Source organism: Bradyrhizobium sp. 45, from assembly GCF_023073155.1.
Lineage (GTDB): Bacteria > Pseudomonadota > Alphaproteobacteria > Rhizobiales > Xanthobacteraceae > Bradyrhizobium > Bradyrhizobium canariense_D.
In genome coordinates this window covers 15,045-30,982 of the sequence record NZ_JADPIX010000063.1, presented here as the reverse complement: position 1 = coordinate 30,982, position 15,938 = coordinate 15,045, and the positions used below count along the sequence as shown (strand labels likewise).

General features: G+C 64.7%; 16 protein-coding genes. 8 read left to right on the top strand and 8 right to left on the bottom strand.

Annotated features, from left to right (window positions below; genetic code table 11):
* Positions 1-27 precede the first annotated feature (27 nt).
* A complete protein-coding gene (locus tag IVB42_RS11630) occupies positions 28-1,362 on the bottom strand; it encodes an alpha/beta hydrolase (protein WP_247470194.1) in 1,335 nt (444 codons plus the stop codon).
* 326 nt (positions 1,363-1,688) lie between these two features.
* Here IVB42_RS11630 and IVB42_RS11625 point away from each other — a divergent pair, with 326 nt between their 5' ends.
* Both IVB42_RS11625 and IVB42_RS11620 read left to right on the top strand, forming a co-directional pair.
* Positions 1,689-3,056: an amino acid permease gene (locus IVB42_RS11625; RefSeq protein ID WP_247470192.1), complete on the top strand. Its 1,368-nt coding sequence runs from the start codon at positions 1,689-1,691 to the stop codon at positions 3,054-3,056.
* Between the two features lie 2 nt (positions 3,057-3,058).
* Entirely contained in the window at positions 3,059-4,273 is a 1,215-nt protein-coding gene (locus IVB42_RS11620) for a hypothetical protein (RefSeq protein ID WP_247371675.1), read from the top strand.
* Here the strand turns inward: IVB42_RS11620 and IVB42_RS11615 are convergent, their stop codons facing one another.
* On the bottom strand, positions 4,274-4,486 hold the full coding sequence (locus IVB42_RS11615; protein WP_026232939.1) for a hypothetical protein: 213 nt from the start codon (positions 4,484-4,486) through the stop codon (positions 4,274-4,276).
* A 91-nt stretch (positions 4,487-4,577) separates the two neighbouring features.
* Complete coding sequence (yidD, locus tag IVB42_RS11610) at positions 4,578-4,916, bottom strand: membrane protein insertion efficiency factor YidD (RefSeq protein WP_247470190.1); 339 nt, start codon at positions 4,914-4,916, stop codon at positions 4,578-4,580.
* A 253-nt stretch (positions 4,917-5,169) separates the two neighbouring features.
* On the opposite strand from yidD, the gene IVB42_RS11605 reads away from it, so the two are divergent.
* Complete coding sequence (locus tag IVB42_RS11605; protein ID WP_247361986.1) at positions 5,170-6,069, top strand: hypothetical protein; 900 nt, start codon at positions 5,170-5,172, stop codon at positions 6,067-6,069.
* A gap of 58 nt (positions 6,070-6,127) precedes the next feature.
* Here the strand turns inward: IVB42_RS11605 and IVB42_RS11600 are convergent, their stop codons facing one another.
* Positions 6,128-6,583 (bottom strand): iron-sulfur cluster assembly scaffold protein, encoded by a 456-nt coding sequence (locus tag IVB42_RS11600; RefSeq protein WP_247470189.1) that lies wholly within the window; start codon positions 6,581-6,583, stop codon positions 6,128-6,130.
* Positions 6,584-6,813: 230 nt separating this feature from the next.
* Here IVB42_RS11600 and folE point away from each other — a divergent pair, with 230 nt between their 5' ends.
* From folE to IVB42_RS11580, 4 genes are all read left to right on the top strand, one after another.
* Positions 6,814-7,506 carry a GTP cyclohydrolase I FolE gene (folE, locus tag IVB42_RS11595; protein WP_007602630.1) on the top strand — a complete coding sequence of 231 codons (693 nt, stop codon included), beginning with the start codon at positions 6,814-6,816 and terminating at the stop codon, positions 7,504-7,506.
* 27 nt (positions 7,507-7,533) lie between these two features.
* A complete protein-coding gene (hisI, locus tag IVB42_RS11590) occupies positions 7,534-7,956 on the top strand; it encodes a phosphoribosyl-AMP cyclohydrolase (RefSeq protein ID WP_085351148.1) in 423 nt (140 codons plus the stop codon).
* A gap of 131 nt (positions 7,957-8,087) precedes the next feature.
* A complete protein-coding gene (locus IVB42_RS11585) occupies positions 8,088-9,125 on the top strand; it encodes a lytic transglycosylase domain-containing protein (RefSeq protein WP_247335680.1) in 1,038 nt (345 codons plus the stop codon).
* Between the two features lie 204 nt (positions 9,126-9,329).
* Positions 9,330-10,505, top strand: coding sequence for a DUF2336 domain-containing protein (locus tag IVB42_RS11580; protein ID WP_247361988.1), 1,176 nt, complete (start codon positions 9,330-9,332; stop codon positions 10,503-10,505).
* 124 nt (positions 10,506-10,629) lie between these two features.
* Here the strand turns inward: IVB42_RS11580 and IVB42_RS11575 are convergent, their stop codons facing one another.
* From IVB42_RS11575 to IVB42_RS11565, 3 genes are all read right to left on the bottom strand, one after another.
* Positions 10,630-11,208 (bottom strand): Hpt domain-containing protein, encoded by a 579-nt coding sequence (locus IVB42_RS11575; RefSeq protein WP_247361991.1) that lies wholly within the window; start codon positions 11,206-11,208, stop codon positions 10,630-10,632.
* Positions 11,209-11,239: 31 nt separating this feature from the next.
* On the bottom strand, positions 11,240-11,785 hold the full coding sequence (locus tag IVB42_RS11570; RefSeq protein WP_007611745.1) for a response regulator: 546 nt from the start codon (positions 11,783-11,785) through the stop codon (positions 11,240-11,242).
* A gap of 87 nt (positions 11,786-11,872) precedes the next feature.
* Positions 11,873-12,652 (bottom strand): NAD kinase, encoded by a 780-nt coding sequence (locus IVB42_RS11565; protein ID WP_085351151.1) that lies wholly within the window; start codon positions 12,650-12,652, stop codon positions 11,873-11,875.
* A 255-nt stretch (positions 12,653-12,907) separates the two neighbouring features.
* Here IVB42_RS11565 and IVB42_RS11560 point away from each other — a divergent pair, with 255 nt between their 5' ends.
* On the top strand, positions 12,908-14,473 hold the full coding sequence (locus IVB42_RS11560; RefSeq protein ID WP_247361993.1) for a peptidase S10: 1,566 nt from the start codon (positions 12,908-12,910) through the stop codon (positions 14,471-14,473).
* On the opposite strand, the gene IVB42_RS11555 is transcribed toward IVB42_RS11560, so the two are convergent.
* On the bottom strand, positions 14,460-15,848 hold the full coding sequence (locus IVB42_RS11555) for a serine hydrolase domain-containing protein (protein ID WP_247396134.1): 1,389 nt from the start codon (positions 15,846-15,848) through the stop codon (positions 14,460-14,462). The two genes, IVB42_RS11560 and IVB42_RS11555, sit on opposite strands and share 14 nt — an antisense overlap.
* Between the last annotated feature and the right edge of the window lie 90 nt (positions 15,849-15,938).

The window sequence follows — 15,938 nt, the reverse complement described above, 5'->3', positions numbered from 1 at the left end:
AAATACCGACGGCGCAATATCGCGGGCTTACCGGCTCGACGGGGATGGATTGGTGGAGGCCACGCGCGTGAGCGCGAGTGATGGCGTTGCCGACATCTTCACCAGGACGTCCTTGAGCGGGTCCCGCGTCCACGCTCGCGTCACATAGTCACGATGCGTGATGCCGTCCCCGGTTTCGACGAACACCACGCTGCCCGGACGCAAGGGGCCGTCCATGTCTTCGAAGACGGTTATGCCTTTCTGCCGCAGCGTGCTCATCAGTTCGCGGTCGCGCCGTGCGGTGTAGCGGGTGTAGGAGCTGACGAAGAAGCCGGAGCGGTGGCTCTCGATCCATGAGGCGAACTTGTCCATCTCGCCATAGACGGCGTCGAGCAACACGACGCCGCGGACACGGTCACTGATGCCACCAACCTCGAGGCTCCAGGCCGTCGGCAGGAAGCCGCCGCTGTAGCCGACGATCACGATCGGCATGTTGGCGAAGGCGCGGGCGCTGTTGGGATCGCCGGTGAGGCGGGCGAGATGGTTCGCCGACTCGTCGATGAAGCGCTTGAGGCCGCCAGCCTGCCAGAATTTTCCTGCGCTGGAATCGGCGGCATCGACCGCCATCTGCGGTGCGAGCAGGATGGCGTTGGCGCCGGAATCAGTGATCTGTTGCGGCACCAGCTGGCGGTCGCGCACGTCGCGCTCCAGCGTCGCGCGATTGCCGTGGAAGAACACCACGATCACGCCTGGCTTCCGCACGTCGAAATGTTCGGGCACGTGCATCAGGACGCGGTTATCGTTGTAAGTCTCGTCCTGCCAGAACACGCGCCCGGAATAGCTGCGGTGGCCGCGGCGGTCGCCCTTGGAGATGTTGAGGAATGGCGCGTCGGAGGCAGGGTTGTTGCCGAAATAGGGGAAGGCTGACGATTTCATGCTGACGAGCGTCGTCAGGTCCTCGCGTGGCGGACGCTGGTAGGGGGCCTGCGGCGCGAGCGAAGCAACCTTGTAAGGCGCCTGCTCCGGCTGCACGGCGCGCTTGGGTGAGAAGTCCGACATCTGCCGTTGCAGAAAACCCTCGCTCGCGGATGGGAAGCGCTCCCTGAACTGGGGGGCCGGGAAGCGATCCTCGAACGTGTCGCTGCTTGCGAGCTGGTTTGTCTTCGCGACGACCTGGACGTTGGCTGGGACGTTGCCTTGGGCGTTGGCCTGCGAGTTCGCCGCGAGTGCTGCCGGATTGGGTGCCTTGCCGCATTGAACCAGCGTCAGCGACAACGGCACCAAGGCTGAGATCAGAGCGGTCCGAAGCGCACGACCGCGTGCGCCGGACGTGGTCCGGTCGGCGCGGATGTCAGCTCTCGGTTTCGGAACGGCCCCGACCATTCACCCATGACCCCAAGTCATGACCACAAGTCCATCGGCAATCATTAAGGCAATTGAGCCGATGGGCGTTTAGGCGACGTTAAGTGTCCGGAGAAACTTCCCCACATCCGGAACGCTCAAAGGGACCACGCAATCGTGTCGTGATTGTGGGGGAGGGAGACGGGATGTCCCGGTGTTTACGACGCTTTATTGCCCGTTCGTGCATTGATGGTGCTGCAGTACCGATATGGCCCCGCCTCATTTAACCCTTGTTAACCCTGCTTGAATTGACTGGACCGAGCTGCACTGCTTCCCACGAGGCGTGACGCCTGAGGTTGAGGACGGCGATGACGGCATCAGATGCGGGTACTGCACCCTGGACCGGCCGGCTCACCGGAAGCGGGTCCGGGGTCTCCGTTCTGGTCGCAACCGCCATCGTCGTGGCCGACATGATCGGGGTCGGCGTCTTCACCAGCCTCGGCTTCCAGGTCAAGGACATTCCCTCGGGCTTCTCGATTCTCTTGCTTTGGACGGTCGGCGGGATCGTCGCGCTATGCGGGGTATTCTCCTACAGCGAGCTCGGCGCGATGTTTCCGCGCTCGAGCGGCGAATACAATTTCCTCGGCCGAGCCTATCATCCCGCCTTCGGCTTTCTCGCCGGCTGGGTGTCGGCGACGGTTGGCTTTGCAGCACCCGTCGCGCTCGCCGCGATGGCCTTCGGCGAATACGCCAAATCGGTGGTCCCCGATGTGCCGCCGATCCCGCTTGCCATCGCCGTGGTGTGGCTGGTCTCGCTCGTGCAACTGACCGGGGTCAGGCATTCCTCGACGTTCCAGTTGATCTCGACCATCCTGAAGGTCCTGCTGATCGTTGCCTTCCTGGTCGCCGGCTTCATCGTCGGCGTGCCGCAGCCGATCGCCTTCACGCCGCAGGCGGGTGATCTCGTGCATATCGTCAGCGCGCCTTTCGCGATCGGGCTCGTATTCGTGATGTATTCGTTCTCGGGCTGGAATGCCGCGACCTACATCATCGGCGAGATGAACATGCCGCAGCGGGACCTGCCGCGTGCGCTGCTCGCGGGCACGCTGATCGTGCTCGTGCTGTACGTCGCGCTGAATGCGGTGTTTCTGCATTCCACGCCGGTCAGCGCGCTCGCGGGACAGCTCGACGTTGCCAGCGTTGCCGGCAGCGCGATCTTCGGCAATCTCGGCGGCCGGATCGTCGGCGCGATGATCTGTTTCGGCCTGATCTCCTCGATCAGCGCGATGATGTGGATCGGCCCGCGCGTGATGATGACGATGGGGGAGGATATTCCGGCGCTGCGCGTGTTCTCGCGGAGATCGGTGCGCGGCGCGCCGGCCTATGCCATCCTGTTTCAGCTCGCCGTCGCCAATTTGCTGCTGTTCACGCGCAGCTTCGAGGCCGTGCTCGACTTCATCCAGTTCGCGCTGCTGTTCTGCTCGTTCTTCACGGTCGCCGGCGTCATCAAGCTGCGCATCACGGATCCCGATTTGCCGCGGCCCTATCGTGCCTGGGGATACCCGTTCACGCCGCTCGTGTTCCTGCTCGTGACCGCGTTGATGATGTACTATTTATTGACTGAGCGGCCTGTGCAATCGCTATCGGGGATGCTCGTCATGGTCTCGGGCCTGTTGATTTATGCTGTTTTCCGCAGGCGGCCGGTCGCCGCTGGCACGTCACACAATCGCGAATAGACATGTTTCGACCCATGAGAATTGCGGCCGTGGCTCTCGCCTTGCTGGCTGCGGCCGTCTCGTCCGCACGTGCTGCCGAGGCAACCTTCGACGACACCGCGCGCTTCCTCGCGGGCATGCAGCCTTCGGCGGATTCGCCGCTGGTGCCGCTCACAAAGGACTCGGGTTGGCAACGCCACGCGAGATTCTTCGACAGTGCCTTCGCCCAGCTCGAGGAGCGCCAGCTCGCGAAGATCCGCAACTGGGCCGACGTCAATTTGGCGGCGCCCAGGCCGACCATGTTTTATTGGTTCAGCGGCCCCGACTTCCTCTACGCCAACGCCTTCTATCCCAAGGCCAGCACTTACGTGCTTGGCGCGCTGGAGCCGGTCGGTGCAGTGGCTGACCTGACGCGATTGCCGCGCAGTTCGGTCGGCGCCGCGCTCTATAATGTCGAGCGCTCGCTCGGCTCGATCCTGAGTTTTTCCTTCTTCATCACCAAGCAAATGAAGGTCGACCTGCACACCAACCAGGTCAACGGCACCTTGCCGATCCTCTACGTCTTCCTCGTCCGCTCCGGCAAGATCATCCGCAATGTCGAGATGGTCGCACTCGACGACAAGGGCGGCGTGCATGTCGGCAACGACAATCCAGGACCGAACGCGACGCGCGGCGCCCGCATCACCTTTGCGGGCCCCGACGGCGAGGCGCGCACGCTGTATTATTTCTCGACCGATCTCTCCAATTCAGGTGCACGCGCGGCAGGATTCCTGAAGTTCTGCGAGACGCTCGGACCCGGCAACAGCCTGATCAAGAGTGCGTCCTATCTGCTGCACTCCGGCAATTTCACCGTGGCGCGCGACTGGTTGCTCGCCAACAGCGCGACCATCGTCCAGGACGATTCCGGCATTCCGCTTTCGAGCTACAATTCGCGGCAATGGCGGTTCTTCCCGTTCGGCCGCTATCTCGGACCGATTGGCGAATTTCCCGGCCGCTACCAGGAACGCTACGCCGCGCTGTTCACGCGCGCCCAGCCGATCGATTTCGGCGTCGGCTACCGCTGGCGGATGCACGAGTCGAACTTGCTGCTGGCGGTGAAGGTGCCGGGAAGCGAGACGGCGCCGGGGGCCGAGACCACCTCGTCCGCCGAGCCGTCGCCGAAACCGCTGCGTCCGAAGCGGCCACGTCCGCCTGAGCCGGTCCCGCCGCCACCCGGACGCTTTTTCTGGTCCCGCTAATTACCAGTGCACGCTCTGGCTCGGCACGATGAACGCCGTTGTGCTAGGCGGCGTGGCAAGACTCGTCTCCAGATACCAGCCGGAACCGACCACGAGCAGCAGCAGGGCGATGATGGCGAGCATGTCGAGGGTTCTGGGATCGTGGCCTCGCGAACCACCCCGGGAATCCGGTCCAAGTCTGACGTGAAAATGAGGGCTGATTTTCCAGCGCATTGTTGTTTCCTCCCGCGGGAGCATCACAGTAACGCGAGGAGAGAGTTTCGGTTCCACTCAAGGTAGCGACGCCTGAGGCGCCGCATCATGCTCAGGATGCGTTGACGCCGCGCCAGCGGCCGTAGCGCCAGGGCAAGTACCAGCGCGCGCCCTGTGGTGCGGTGAGGGGCACGTTGTCGATGCCCGAGGTGCCGAAAGGGTTGCAACGGAGCAGGCGCGCGAGCGTCATCCAGCCGCCGGCCCACAGCCCGAACCGTTCGATTGCCTCGTCGCCATAGGCCGAGCAGGTCGGCAGGTGCCGGCAATTGTAGCCAACCAGCGGCGAGAGCGTGTGGCGGTAGAGCCAGATCAGCGCGCGGCCGAATCTGCGTGGAAGCCGGAGCGCGCCCGCGACGGGATTGGAACAGTGCTCGCAGGCTGATTGCTTCATGGGCGCTTTGCTGAGATCGTGAGCGAGGTTTTGCGCGGTTCCGGTGCAGGGAACTGTAAGCTGTTGTTTGTACGTCACATTTTGCGTGCTTTTTGGGAGCAGTGCAGCAAATGCCTATGGACGAGCTGTATTCCCCCGGATACCATTTTTGTGACGCCCATGTGAGACTCATTGGAACGTCAGAACGGGGCTTGGCTGAGTCGGCTCGCCGTAAGGCTTGGGCTAAGGCTTGGGACTTGGGGAAGGGACCAGTTTGAAACTTCTGAAGGCGCTCAATCTTCGCGGCTGGTTGCTGGTAGGAATCGCCGCTTGTGGAGTCGTGCTGGCTGGTGCCGTCGCGATGCTCGGGTCGTCTGCCCGGGCCGGTGCTGCCCTCGAAGAGCGCAAGCTGCCGATGAAGTTCAATTGGGTCGCCTGCGAGCCGAATTGCCGCGGTTGGGTCAGTGCAGTCGGCATCATCACCGCCGATACGCCCCGGGACTTCGAAGAGTTTTCCCGCGGGCGCCAGCTCGGCGGCGCCACCGTGGTGCTGGATTCCAGCGGGGGTTCCGTCAACGACGCGATCACGCTCGGCCGGCGCTTCCGCAATCTCGGACTTCTGACCACGGTCGGCATTAGCGTTCAGAACCGCGGCGGGCAGTCGGCCCGTCCTGCAGTCGCGCCGGAGGCCTATTGCGAATCCATGTGCGTGTTCCTGCTGTTGGCCGGCAAGAAGCGCTACGTGCCGGACGCGGCCCATGTCCGGGTTCATCAGATCTGGATGGGCGATCGCGCCGACGATGCCAAGGCGGCGAGCTACAGCGCGCAGGACCTGATGATCGTGGAGCGCGACATCGGCCGGCTTGCCAAATACACGTTCGACATGGGCGGTGCCGGCGATCTGCTGTCGCTCGCGCTTAGCGTCCCGCCCTGGGAAGATTTGCACCAGCTTGATGCAGGCGAGCTCAAGCTCACCAATCTCGTGACGACGGATCTCGTGGCCGATGTGCTGCCGCATGTCGACATCTCCGCGCCGGCAATGGCGGAGCTTGCACCAAAGACCCAGGCGAGGTTCGGTGCGGAACCGGAGCAGGCTGCGAAGTCGACCAAGACGGCGGAAGCCCTGGTGCCGACGGGCGGCGTGGCCACGCCGGTTGCGGCGTCGCAGAAGTAGCCTCGAATCTCTGATCTATTTCCGGGCCCTGCGACGAGCCCGGGATCAGCCTCCGGAATCAGCCTTGCGCCGCAGCCGGCTGCTTCGCCTTCGCTTCGATCTGGCCGATGGCATCGACCACGGCATCGAAGGTCAGGAGTGTCGAGGCGTGGCGCGCCTTGTAGTCGCGGACCGGCTCGAGGAACTTGATCTCTTCCCATTTGCCTTCAGGAGGCGCGCCGTTCTCCTTCAGCATCTTGCTAACAGTTTCGCGTAACTCACGGAGTTCGCTCGCAGTCGATCCGACGATCTGACTTGCCATGATGGAGGAAGAAGCTTGTCCCAGCGCGCAGGCCTTCACGTCATGGGCGAAGTCAGTGACCTTCTCGCCCTCCATCTTGAGGTCGACCTTGACGGTCGAGCCGCACAGCTTGGAATGGGCGGTGGCGGTGGCATCGGGATCCGGCAACCGCCCGAGCCGCGGAATATTCCCGGCCAGTTCGATGATCCGCTTGTTATAAATGTCGTTCAGCATGTGATGGAGTCCAGCAGGACCGGCCTTGGCGTGCGCCGTCCACGGCCTTATATAGGGTCGGAACTGGTGGAAAAACAGTCCAGCGCTGCGGCAGTGGTGTGATCCAGAACCCTGCTGCCGGCGTTACGGCTTGCAGACTTTTCGCAGAAACTGTTCGCTCAGGCGTCCGGCGGTTCGCCGCCCCGTCTGCCGGTGACACTCCGGCCGCAAGGCCGTCGAACGGAGTCGACATGGACGCTACCATCAAATCCATCCGCCCCAACAAGCCCTCCGATCGGCAGCCCGAGAGCCGTCCGGCGGAGCTCGATCCTTCCGAATTCCTCGCCGCCGCCGTCCGCGCCGACCAGCCGCGCCCGGCGCGCGCCGAGGCCGAGCAGGCGGTGAAGACACTGCTCGCCTATATCGGCGAGAATACCAACCGCGAGGGACTGCTCGACACGCCGCGCCGCGTGGTCGAGGCTTTCGACGAACTCTATCAGGGCTACCACCAGTGTCCGGCCGAGGTGCTCGATCGCACCTTCGGCGAGACCGCCGGCTATGACGACTTCGTCCTTGTGCGTGACATCGAGTTCACCTCGCAATGCGAGCATCACATGATGCCGTTCTACGGCAAGGCGCACATCGCCTATACGCCGGTGGAACGCGTGGTCGGCCTGTCGAAGCTTGCGCGCCTCACCGACATCTTCGCCCGCCGGCTCCAGACCCAGGAGCACATGACCGCGCAGATCGCGGCGGCGATCGACGAGATCCTCAAGCCGCGCGGCGTTGCCGTGCTGATCGAGGCCGAGCATACCTGCATGTCGGTGCGCGGCGTCGCCAAGCATGGTGCCTCCACCTTCACCAGCCGCTTCACCGGCATGTTCCGCGACAATCCGGCGGAACAGGCTCGTTTTCTGTCCCTGGTGCGAGGCCTGCAGCGCTGACCTCGCGAATAGACCGGCGAGGGCGTTGTGTCCGCTCACTCCCATGAAACCGAGGAAGGTCTCGCCTTCCTTCCGAGATTCGATGCGGCCGGGCTCGTCACGGTCGTCGCGACCGAATTTGCCACCGGCGACGTGCTGATGGTCGCGCACATGAATGACGAGGCGCTGCGCAAGACCATCGCGACCGGCGAAGCCTGGTACTTCAGCCGCTCGCGCAATGCCTTGTGGCGAAAAGGTGAGACCTCAGGTCAGACCCAGCGCGTGCTCGAGATCCGCACCGATTGCGATCAGGATGCGGTCTGGCTGCGCGTCGAGCAGATCGGCGCTGCGTGTCACACCGGCCGCCGGTCCTGCTTCTACCGCAAGGTCGAGGCCGAAGACGGCGGCGCCAGGCTCGTCTTTGTCGATGCGGACAGGCTGTTCGATCCGGACGCGGTGTACAAGAAGTAGTCCTGCCGTCATGCGGAGGGCGGCGCTGGCGGCCCGAATTTACCCCGCATTAACCATATCTGTCCCACGGTGAGACGACAGGGCGTCGAATTGCCGGCGCGCCTCAACGCCATGCGGGCGGGCACTTCATCATGTCGGTCGACAATTCCAGTGTCTCACAGGCGGCGGTCCTTGATCCGTCGCGGGCACGCGTCGCCAGTGCGATCAAGCAGGCCTCGAACGTAGGTGGCGTCAGCTTCCAGTACATGCTGACCACCGCCAAGATGGAATCGGATTTCGATCCCACGGCGGGGGCGACTACGTCATCCGCGCACGGGCTCTACCAGTTCATCGACCAGACCTGGCTTGGCACGGTGAAGGAAGCGGGCACCCAGCTCGGCTATGGCAACTATTCGGACGCCATCACCAGGACGTCGTCGGGCACCTACACCGTCGATGATCCCGCGATGAAGCGGTCGATCATGAAGCTGCGCGACGATCCGGAGGCCGCCTCCAGCATGGCGGCTGCGCTGACGCAGTCGAACAGCTTCAAGCTCACCGGCCTGCTCGGCCGCAGGCCGTCCGACAGCGAACTCTACATGGCGCATTTCATGGGCGTCGGCGGCGCCGCGAAACTGATCGCCAATGCCGAGGACAATCCGCAAGCGGTTGGCGCGCGGTTGTTTCCTAACGCGGCGTCCGCCAATCGCTCGATCTTCTACGCCAAGGACGGCCGCGCGCGCAGCATCTCCGAGGTCTATTCCGTGCTGGATGCACGCTACGCCGGCGCGGCAAATTCGAAAACCACCCGCAGCGCGATGGCGATGTATGGCGGCACGCCGTCGACCACGCAGGTCGCGAGCGCCAACGGCGTACAGCCTGCCGCGCCGCTGATCGACAATGCCGCGTATCTCCAGACCTTTCCGAACACACGCGCGGTGATGCCGGTCAGCGCGACAGCGCCAACGACGATCGCGGACAATGCGCCAATCACGCCGGTGTTTCGCTCGATCTATCAGCCCGGCGACACCACCCAGCCGGTCTCGACGACCGTGCAGAAATTGTGGGGCAACAATGCCTCGCTCACCTCGGTCGCACCCGCGACCTCGGTCCCATCGGCAACGCCCGACGTCCGGCCGCCCCAGCCGCTTGATCTCTTCAGCGATCGCAGCGGCACGTTCTCAAGCTAATACGCACTCCCGTATCTCGGACACGTCGCAGCGTGAACGCTGCTGCGCAGCGCCAGACGTGAACCGGCCGCCTTTGTTCCCTTAACAAAACGTCAATAAAACCAGCCAGTTATGGTGAACGCTTTGTTAAGCGTCGTGGTTTATTTTGTGTTGCAGGTGACAAGCCGTCACCGCTTCGTCTTCGTTGCGTAAGCCGGAAGCACCATGATCGTTCGGCAGTTCATCAATTGGATCAGGACGGCGCCCGCCGGCGAGCGGGCCGAGGCGACGCGGGCACTGGCCCGGGCCTGGTTGATCTCAGACCTTTCCCATGACGACCGTATTGCCGCTGAAGGCGCGCTTCTGATGCTGCTCGACGATCCCTCGCCGCTGGTGCGGCAGGCGATGGCCGAGGCGTTCGCGCGCAGTACCGAAGCGCCGGCGTCGATCGTGCGGGCGCTGTCGGCGGACCAGCCGACCGTCGCGCTGCCCGTGCTCGAACATTCTCCGCTGCTGATCGACGCCGATCTCGTCGACATCGTCGCGACCGGCAACGACGAGGTGCAGTGCGCGGTCGCGCGCCGCATCGCGCTGCCGGTATCGGTCTGCGCCGCCATTGCCGAAGTCGGCTGCGCGGCGGCAGCGCTCGAGCTGATCGAAAATCCTCATGCAGAGCTTGCGCCGTTCTCCTGGGATCGCATCGTCGAGCGTCACGGCCATCTTGCCGCGATCCGCGAGGCGATGCTGGTGCTGGAGGATCTGCCGTCTGCCACGCGCGCCGCGCTGGTGGCCAAACTCTCAGAGACGCTGGCTCAATTCGTCGTGGCCCGGAACTGGCTGAGTGCCGACCGCGCCGAGCGCATCGCGACCGAGGCGCGCGACCGCTCCACCATGAACATTGCGGCGCGCTCCCGCGGCGAAGACATGGAAGGGCTTGTTCGGCACCTGCGCATCACCGGCCAGCTCACCGCGGGTCTCATTCTGCGCGCGCTGCTGTCGAACAATCTCGACCTGTTCGATGCGGCGCTGGCTGAGCTCGCCGAGCTGCCGCTGGCGCGCGTGTCCGCGCTGCTGCACGATCGCGGCGGCAACAGCCTGCACGCGCTGCTCCGCCGCGCCGGGCTTCCCGAGGCGACGTTTGCAGCCTTCCAGGTCGCGCTCGATGCCTGCCACGAGCAAGGCTTCGTCGACAGCGACGACAATGCAGCGAGGCTGCGCCGCCGCATGGTCGAGCGCGTACTCACTCATTGCGAGACCGACCGCGGCGCGACCGAGCCGCTGATGGTCCTGTTGCGCCGCTTCGCCACCGAATCCGCGCGCGAAGAGGCAAGGCTGTTCTGCGACGAGCTGGTCGCGGAGGAGACGGTTGATCCGGTGTATGACGATCTGATTGCTGCGTAACGAGACGCTGTAGGGCGGGGCAAAGGCGCATTGCGCCGTGCCCACCGTCTCTCCGCACAATTCATGTCGATTGGTGGGCAACGCTTCGCTTTGCCCACCCTACAACACCTCGCGAACGGCGACGCTACCCCGCCGGCGCGATGCTCGGTGCCAGGATCACCTCGAGATGCTCGGGGCGATCGCGGTTGGCGTCGGCGAGATAGTCGTCGGCGACCTTGCGCAGGCGCCGGCTGAGTTCGGCGGAGACGCTGATGCTGTCGAGCTTGGTGTTCTCGTGCACGATGGCAAGGATGGCGTTGATGTGGTGCGTGAACAGCTCGGCCGGTACCTTTTCGAGATCGGGCGCGTGTTCGATGACGCGGCACAGGCTCTCGGCTACGCCCGCCGCCGCCGGATAGCCGAAAGTCGCGGCATCGCCCTTGATGTCGTGCGCGGCGCGAAACAACTCGTCGCGCCTGTCCTTGCTGAAGCCGTCGTGCCGGATGGCGACGTAGGCGGCCGACAGCCGGTTGATCTCGGTCGCCATCCAGTCCTTGAACTCGCCGGCAAGGCCCGCGAGCGCCTGTTCGGCGCGGCCGATCGGATCGTCCATGCCTTTGTCTTCGACGCGGCGCAGGACCGACCGCAGCGGGTTGGGCTGCGTGATGATTTGATGCGTGGCGAAGGCCGTGATCTCGATGTCTCTTGCGCTGTTCTTCGCCATGATATCGGCCTCGATCGTGAGAGACGTTGCGCTAGATGGAGGAGCGGGCCTTGTCGAGCAGCGAGGGCTGCTGCAGCACCTCGTGCTTTTCACCGACGCGGCGCTCGGGGCCCATATAGGCTGAGTTGATGTTGCGGCGGCGGTCCGGGCCGAAATAGGTCTTGGTCTTGATGAAGGGGCGGGGACTGGCGACCACGTTGAGGATGCGCTGGTAGAGCCCCTTGGCCGAGATCGGCTTGGCCAGGAATTCGGTGACGCCGGCATCGCGCGCCACCGTGACGCGGCGCTTCTCGGAATGACCGGTCAGCATGATGATCGGCGCGTAGGGATTGCCCTTGGATTCCGGCTGCCGGATCATCTGCGCCAGCTCGAGCCCGTCGAAGATCGGCATCGCCCAGTCGGTGATGACGATGTCTGGCACGTAATGGCTGTACATTTCCAGCGCCGTGGCCCCGTCCTCGGCCTCGTAGACTTCACGCGCGCCAAACGAATGCAGCAGCGTGCGCAGGATGCGGCGCATGTGCGGATTGTCGTCGCAGACGAGGAAACGCAGCTTGTTGAAATCGATGCGGAACATGGAGCCCGGGCCGAAGTGGTCAACTTTCGTTAACCATATCTCGCCGGGGGTTAATGAAGGGTTGCGATCGGCAGTCCGGCGGGCGGCTCAGGAGCCGAACTGTTCGCGCAGAATGCGCTCTTCCAGGCTATGACCGGGGTCGAACAGCATGCGCATCGAGATGGTCTTGTCGGAGAGCACCTCGACGCGGCGAACATCGCGCACCTCGTCGTGGTCGGCGACCGCCGCCACGGGGCGCTTGTCGCCCTCCAGCACCTCAATCACGACATAAGCCGTGTTCGGCAGCAGCGCGCCGCGCCAGCGCCGTGGGCGGAAGGCGCTGATCGGCGTCAGCGCCAGCAGCGCGGCATTGATCGGCAGGATCGGTCCCTGGGCGGACAGATTGTAGGCGGTCGAGCCAGCCGGCGTTGCCACCATGATGCCGTCGGCGATCAGCTCGGACATGCGCTCGCGCTCGTCGATCAGGATCCGCAGGCGCGCGGCCTGGTAGGTCTGCCGGAAAAGGGCGACCTCGTTGATGGCGTGATGCAGGTGGACGCGGTCGTTGGCGTCGGTCGCGCGCATCAGGAGGGGGTGGATTTCTGATTCCTGCGCCGCCTCGAGGCGGGCTCGAAGATCGACCGTCGAGTACTCGTTCATCAGGAAGCCGACGGTGCCGCGGTGCATGCCGTAGATCGGCTTGCCCGTATGCATGTGCTGATGCAGCGTCTGGAGCATGAGCCCGTCGCCGCCGAGTGCGACCACGATGTCGGCGTCCTTCGGATCGCAATTGCCGAAGTCCCTGGTGAGCTGGCCGAAGGCGGCTTGCGCCTCGCTGCTCGGGCTGGCGACGAAGGCGATCCGGTCGTATCGCGCTGGCTTGGTCATGGTTTCCGGGCAGGGCCGCTGGCTCGAGAAAGTTCCGCCGGGCTCGTCTAACGATCTCGACCCCGATTGTCGAGGATGACCACCCTTCACAGCAGTCCGGCAACTGCCCATTCCGATTTGAGGATGAAACCGGGTCGATTTGTGCCCCACCGGGCTCTTCAGGCGCCGCCGGAGCCATGATCCCCCAAACCGTCGCAATTCCGCGCTAGCCTTGCGGTCCGCACCGGTGGTCGTCGCCGGGCAGGGAGAACGACCATGAATATGAATATGCCGGTGCTCCGCCGTGCGACCCTGGTGCTGGCGGTATCGGCATTCGCGCTCGCAGGATTGGCGCGCGCCGACGATCCGCCGCAGCCGCGCGCCGAGGCGGCAGCGCCAGCCGGACAGAAGGGCGGGCGCGGCGGCGCACAAAGCGCGTCGCAGAATGCATCGCCATCCGCCGAGCCGCACCGTCTTCCGTCGGATTCGACCACGAAGCAGACACTCGATCTTCCCGGCCGCAGCCTCAATTTCGCAGCGACCGCTGGTTCGATCCGCGTGTTCGACGGCAAGGGTGAGCCGGTGGCCGACATCGCCTATACATCCTATGAGCTCGACGGCGCAGACCGTGCGACGCGCCCGGTGACCTTCCTGTTCAACGGCGGGCCCGGTGCGTCGTCGGCATGGCTCCAGTTCGGCGCGGCCGGGCCGTGGCGGCTGCCGCTCGATGGCGAAGCGCTGTCGCCGTCCGCCTCGCCCGAGGTGAAGCCGAACGCGGAGACCTGGCTCGATTTCACCGATCTCGTCTTCATCGACCCCGTCAGCACCGGCTACAGCCGCTTCGTCGCGAGCAGCGATGACGCGCGCAAATCGTTCTACTCCGTCGACGGCGATGTCAATTCGATCGCGTTGGTGATCCGCCGCTGGCTCGAGAAGCACGACCGGCTGACCTCGCCGAAATACGTCGCCGGCGAAAGCTATGGCGGCATTCGCGGGCCGAAGGTGGTGCGCCAGTTGCAGCTCCAGCACGGCGTCGGCGTCAGGGGATTGATCCTGGTGTCGCCGCTCCTGGACTTCCGCGAATTCACCGGCACCAGCCTCCTGCAATATGTCGCGACGCTGCCGAGCTATGTGGCGGTGGCGCGCGAGGCGAAAGGCCCGGTCAAGCGCGCCGATCTCGCCGACGTCGAGGCCTACGCGCGCGGCGAATTCCTGGCCGACCTCGTCAAGGGCGAGGCGGACAAGGAGGCGACCAATCGTCTTGCCGACAAGGTCGCCGAGCTCACCGGCGTCGACCAGGCGGTGAGCCGTCGGCTTGCCGGCCGCTTCGACGTCGGCGAATTCCGCCGCGAATTCGACCGCAAGAACGGCAAGGTGACGGGGCGCTACGATGGCTCGGTGCGCGGCCTTGATCCCTATCCGGATTCGAGCAGCTCGCGGTTCGGTGATCCCTCCGGCGATGCGCTGCAGGCGCCGCTGACGAGTGCGGCGGTTGACCTGCTGACACACAAGCTCAACTGGCGGCCCGACGGCTCCTACGAGGTGTTGAACGGCGCCGTCGAGGGTCATTGGGATTTCGGCCGCGGCATCAATCCGCCGCAATCAGTCTCCGAGCTGCGCCAGATCCTTGCCACGGATGCGAAGCTGAACGTGCTGGTCGCGCACGGCCTGTTCGATCTCGCCACCCCCTATTTCGGATCGAAGCGGGTGCTCGACCAGTTGCCGGCCTTCGCAACGCAGCGGGTCAAGTTCGTGGTCTATCCCGGCGGCCACATGTTCTATTCGCGCGACGGCTCGCGGCAGGCTCTTCGGAGCGAAGTCGAGACTCTCATTCGGGAGTAGGCCGTCGCGTGCGCGGCTTGTATCTTCGTCCGATCTCACGCGCCACGACGGCCGCAGGCTTGATGTTGGCGCCCGCGATCCAGACGTCACTGACCTTGCCGCGCTTGTCGCGGACGCGGCGCACCGGCTCGCCGTGGCTGGAGTAACCGGCGGCCCAGGCGAGCTTGCCGGTGTCGCGGCCGGTGACCTCGATCTCGGCGGCGTCCATGAACGGGTTGTTGAACTGGGGATTGGCGACCAGCACGCGGTTGCCGACCGGCACGAGGTCGTTCGCGCCCCAGATCGTCCACCAACGGCCGGTCCAGTCGCGCACGCGGCGGTCGGGTGCACCACGGGACTGGAAGACGCGCAGGATCTGCATCGCGCCGTCCATCCAGAACGGGGCCGCGCCGTCGATGGAGTTGCTGAGGATGCTGATCGCGAGCTCGCAAGCGGGGATGGAGCAGGTCCTGGAGATGTAACCTTGAAAGCCGCCGCCATGGCCCAACCAATCCCAGCCGTCGGTTTTGCCGGCGTTGACGCCGAGGCCGTAATAGGCCTCGAAGCTTTGCGGCACGCGCCAATGGTTTCGCGTCATCTCGCGGCGGCTTGCGACCGATAGCACGCTCTTTTTCGCATTGGGCGCGAGCTGCGCGTAGAAGCGGGCGGTATCGGCGGCGGTCGCGATGAAGCCGGCGGCGGAGGCCATCGCGTGCGCGGGATTGTCGCCGGGGATCACGCATCGCTCTCCGTACGGCAGCTTGCGAGTGTGGCCGCGCGCGAACGACGCGCCCTTGGGAAGCGGCGCGTCCGGCTCGGTCTCGCGCAGGCCCGCAGGTTCGATGATCTCGCGCTTGATCCAGACCGGGTAGGGCTCCTTCGTCACGGCCTCGATGACGAGACCGATCAGCCCAAAGCCGTGATTGGAATATTTGAAGCGTGTGCCCGGCTCGATTACGGTCGGCCGCTTCAATTCCGCGAGCAGCTCGTTCGCGTCGAGATAGGGACGGCTGTCGATGAACTGGCCGGAATCGGCGCCGTCGCGCGTCAGTCCCGCGCTGTGCGAGAGCACTTGCGCAATCGTCGTTTCGGCGACGCGCGGATGCAGGCCGGCGACATGTTGGCCGATGGAATCGTCGAGCCGGAGCTTGCGCTGCTCGCGCAGCTTCATGACGCCGGCCGAGGTGAAGCTCTTCGAGTGCGAGGCGATGCGGAAGCGATGGCGCGGGGTGAGCTTCTCGCCGGTGTCGAGATTGGCGAGGCCGAACGCATGCTCGGCAACCACCTCGCCGCGATGGACGAAGGCGACCATGACGCCCGGCTGGTGGATTGTGGTGTGCTGGAATTCGATCCAGGAGCCGATGTAGTCGATCGCGGATCGCAGCCACTTGTCCATTGCGCACCGATTTACCAGGAGAGTGTTTGATGCGAGAGGCTAACCGAGAACGCAGAACGGGCACAACCCTGAGGTTGTGCCCGTTCGTCC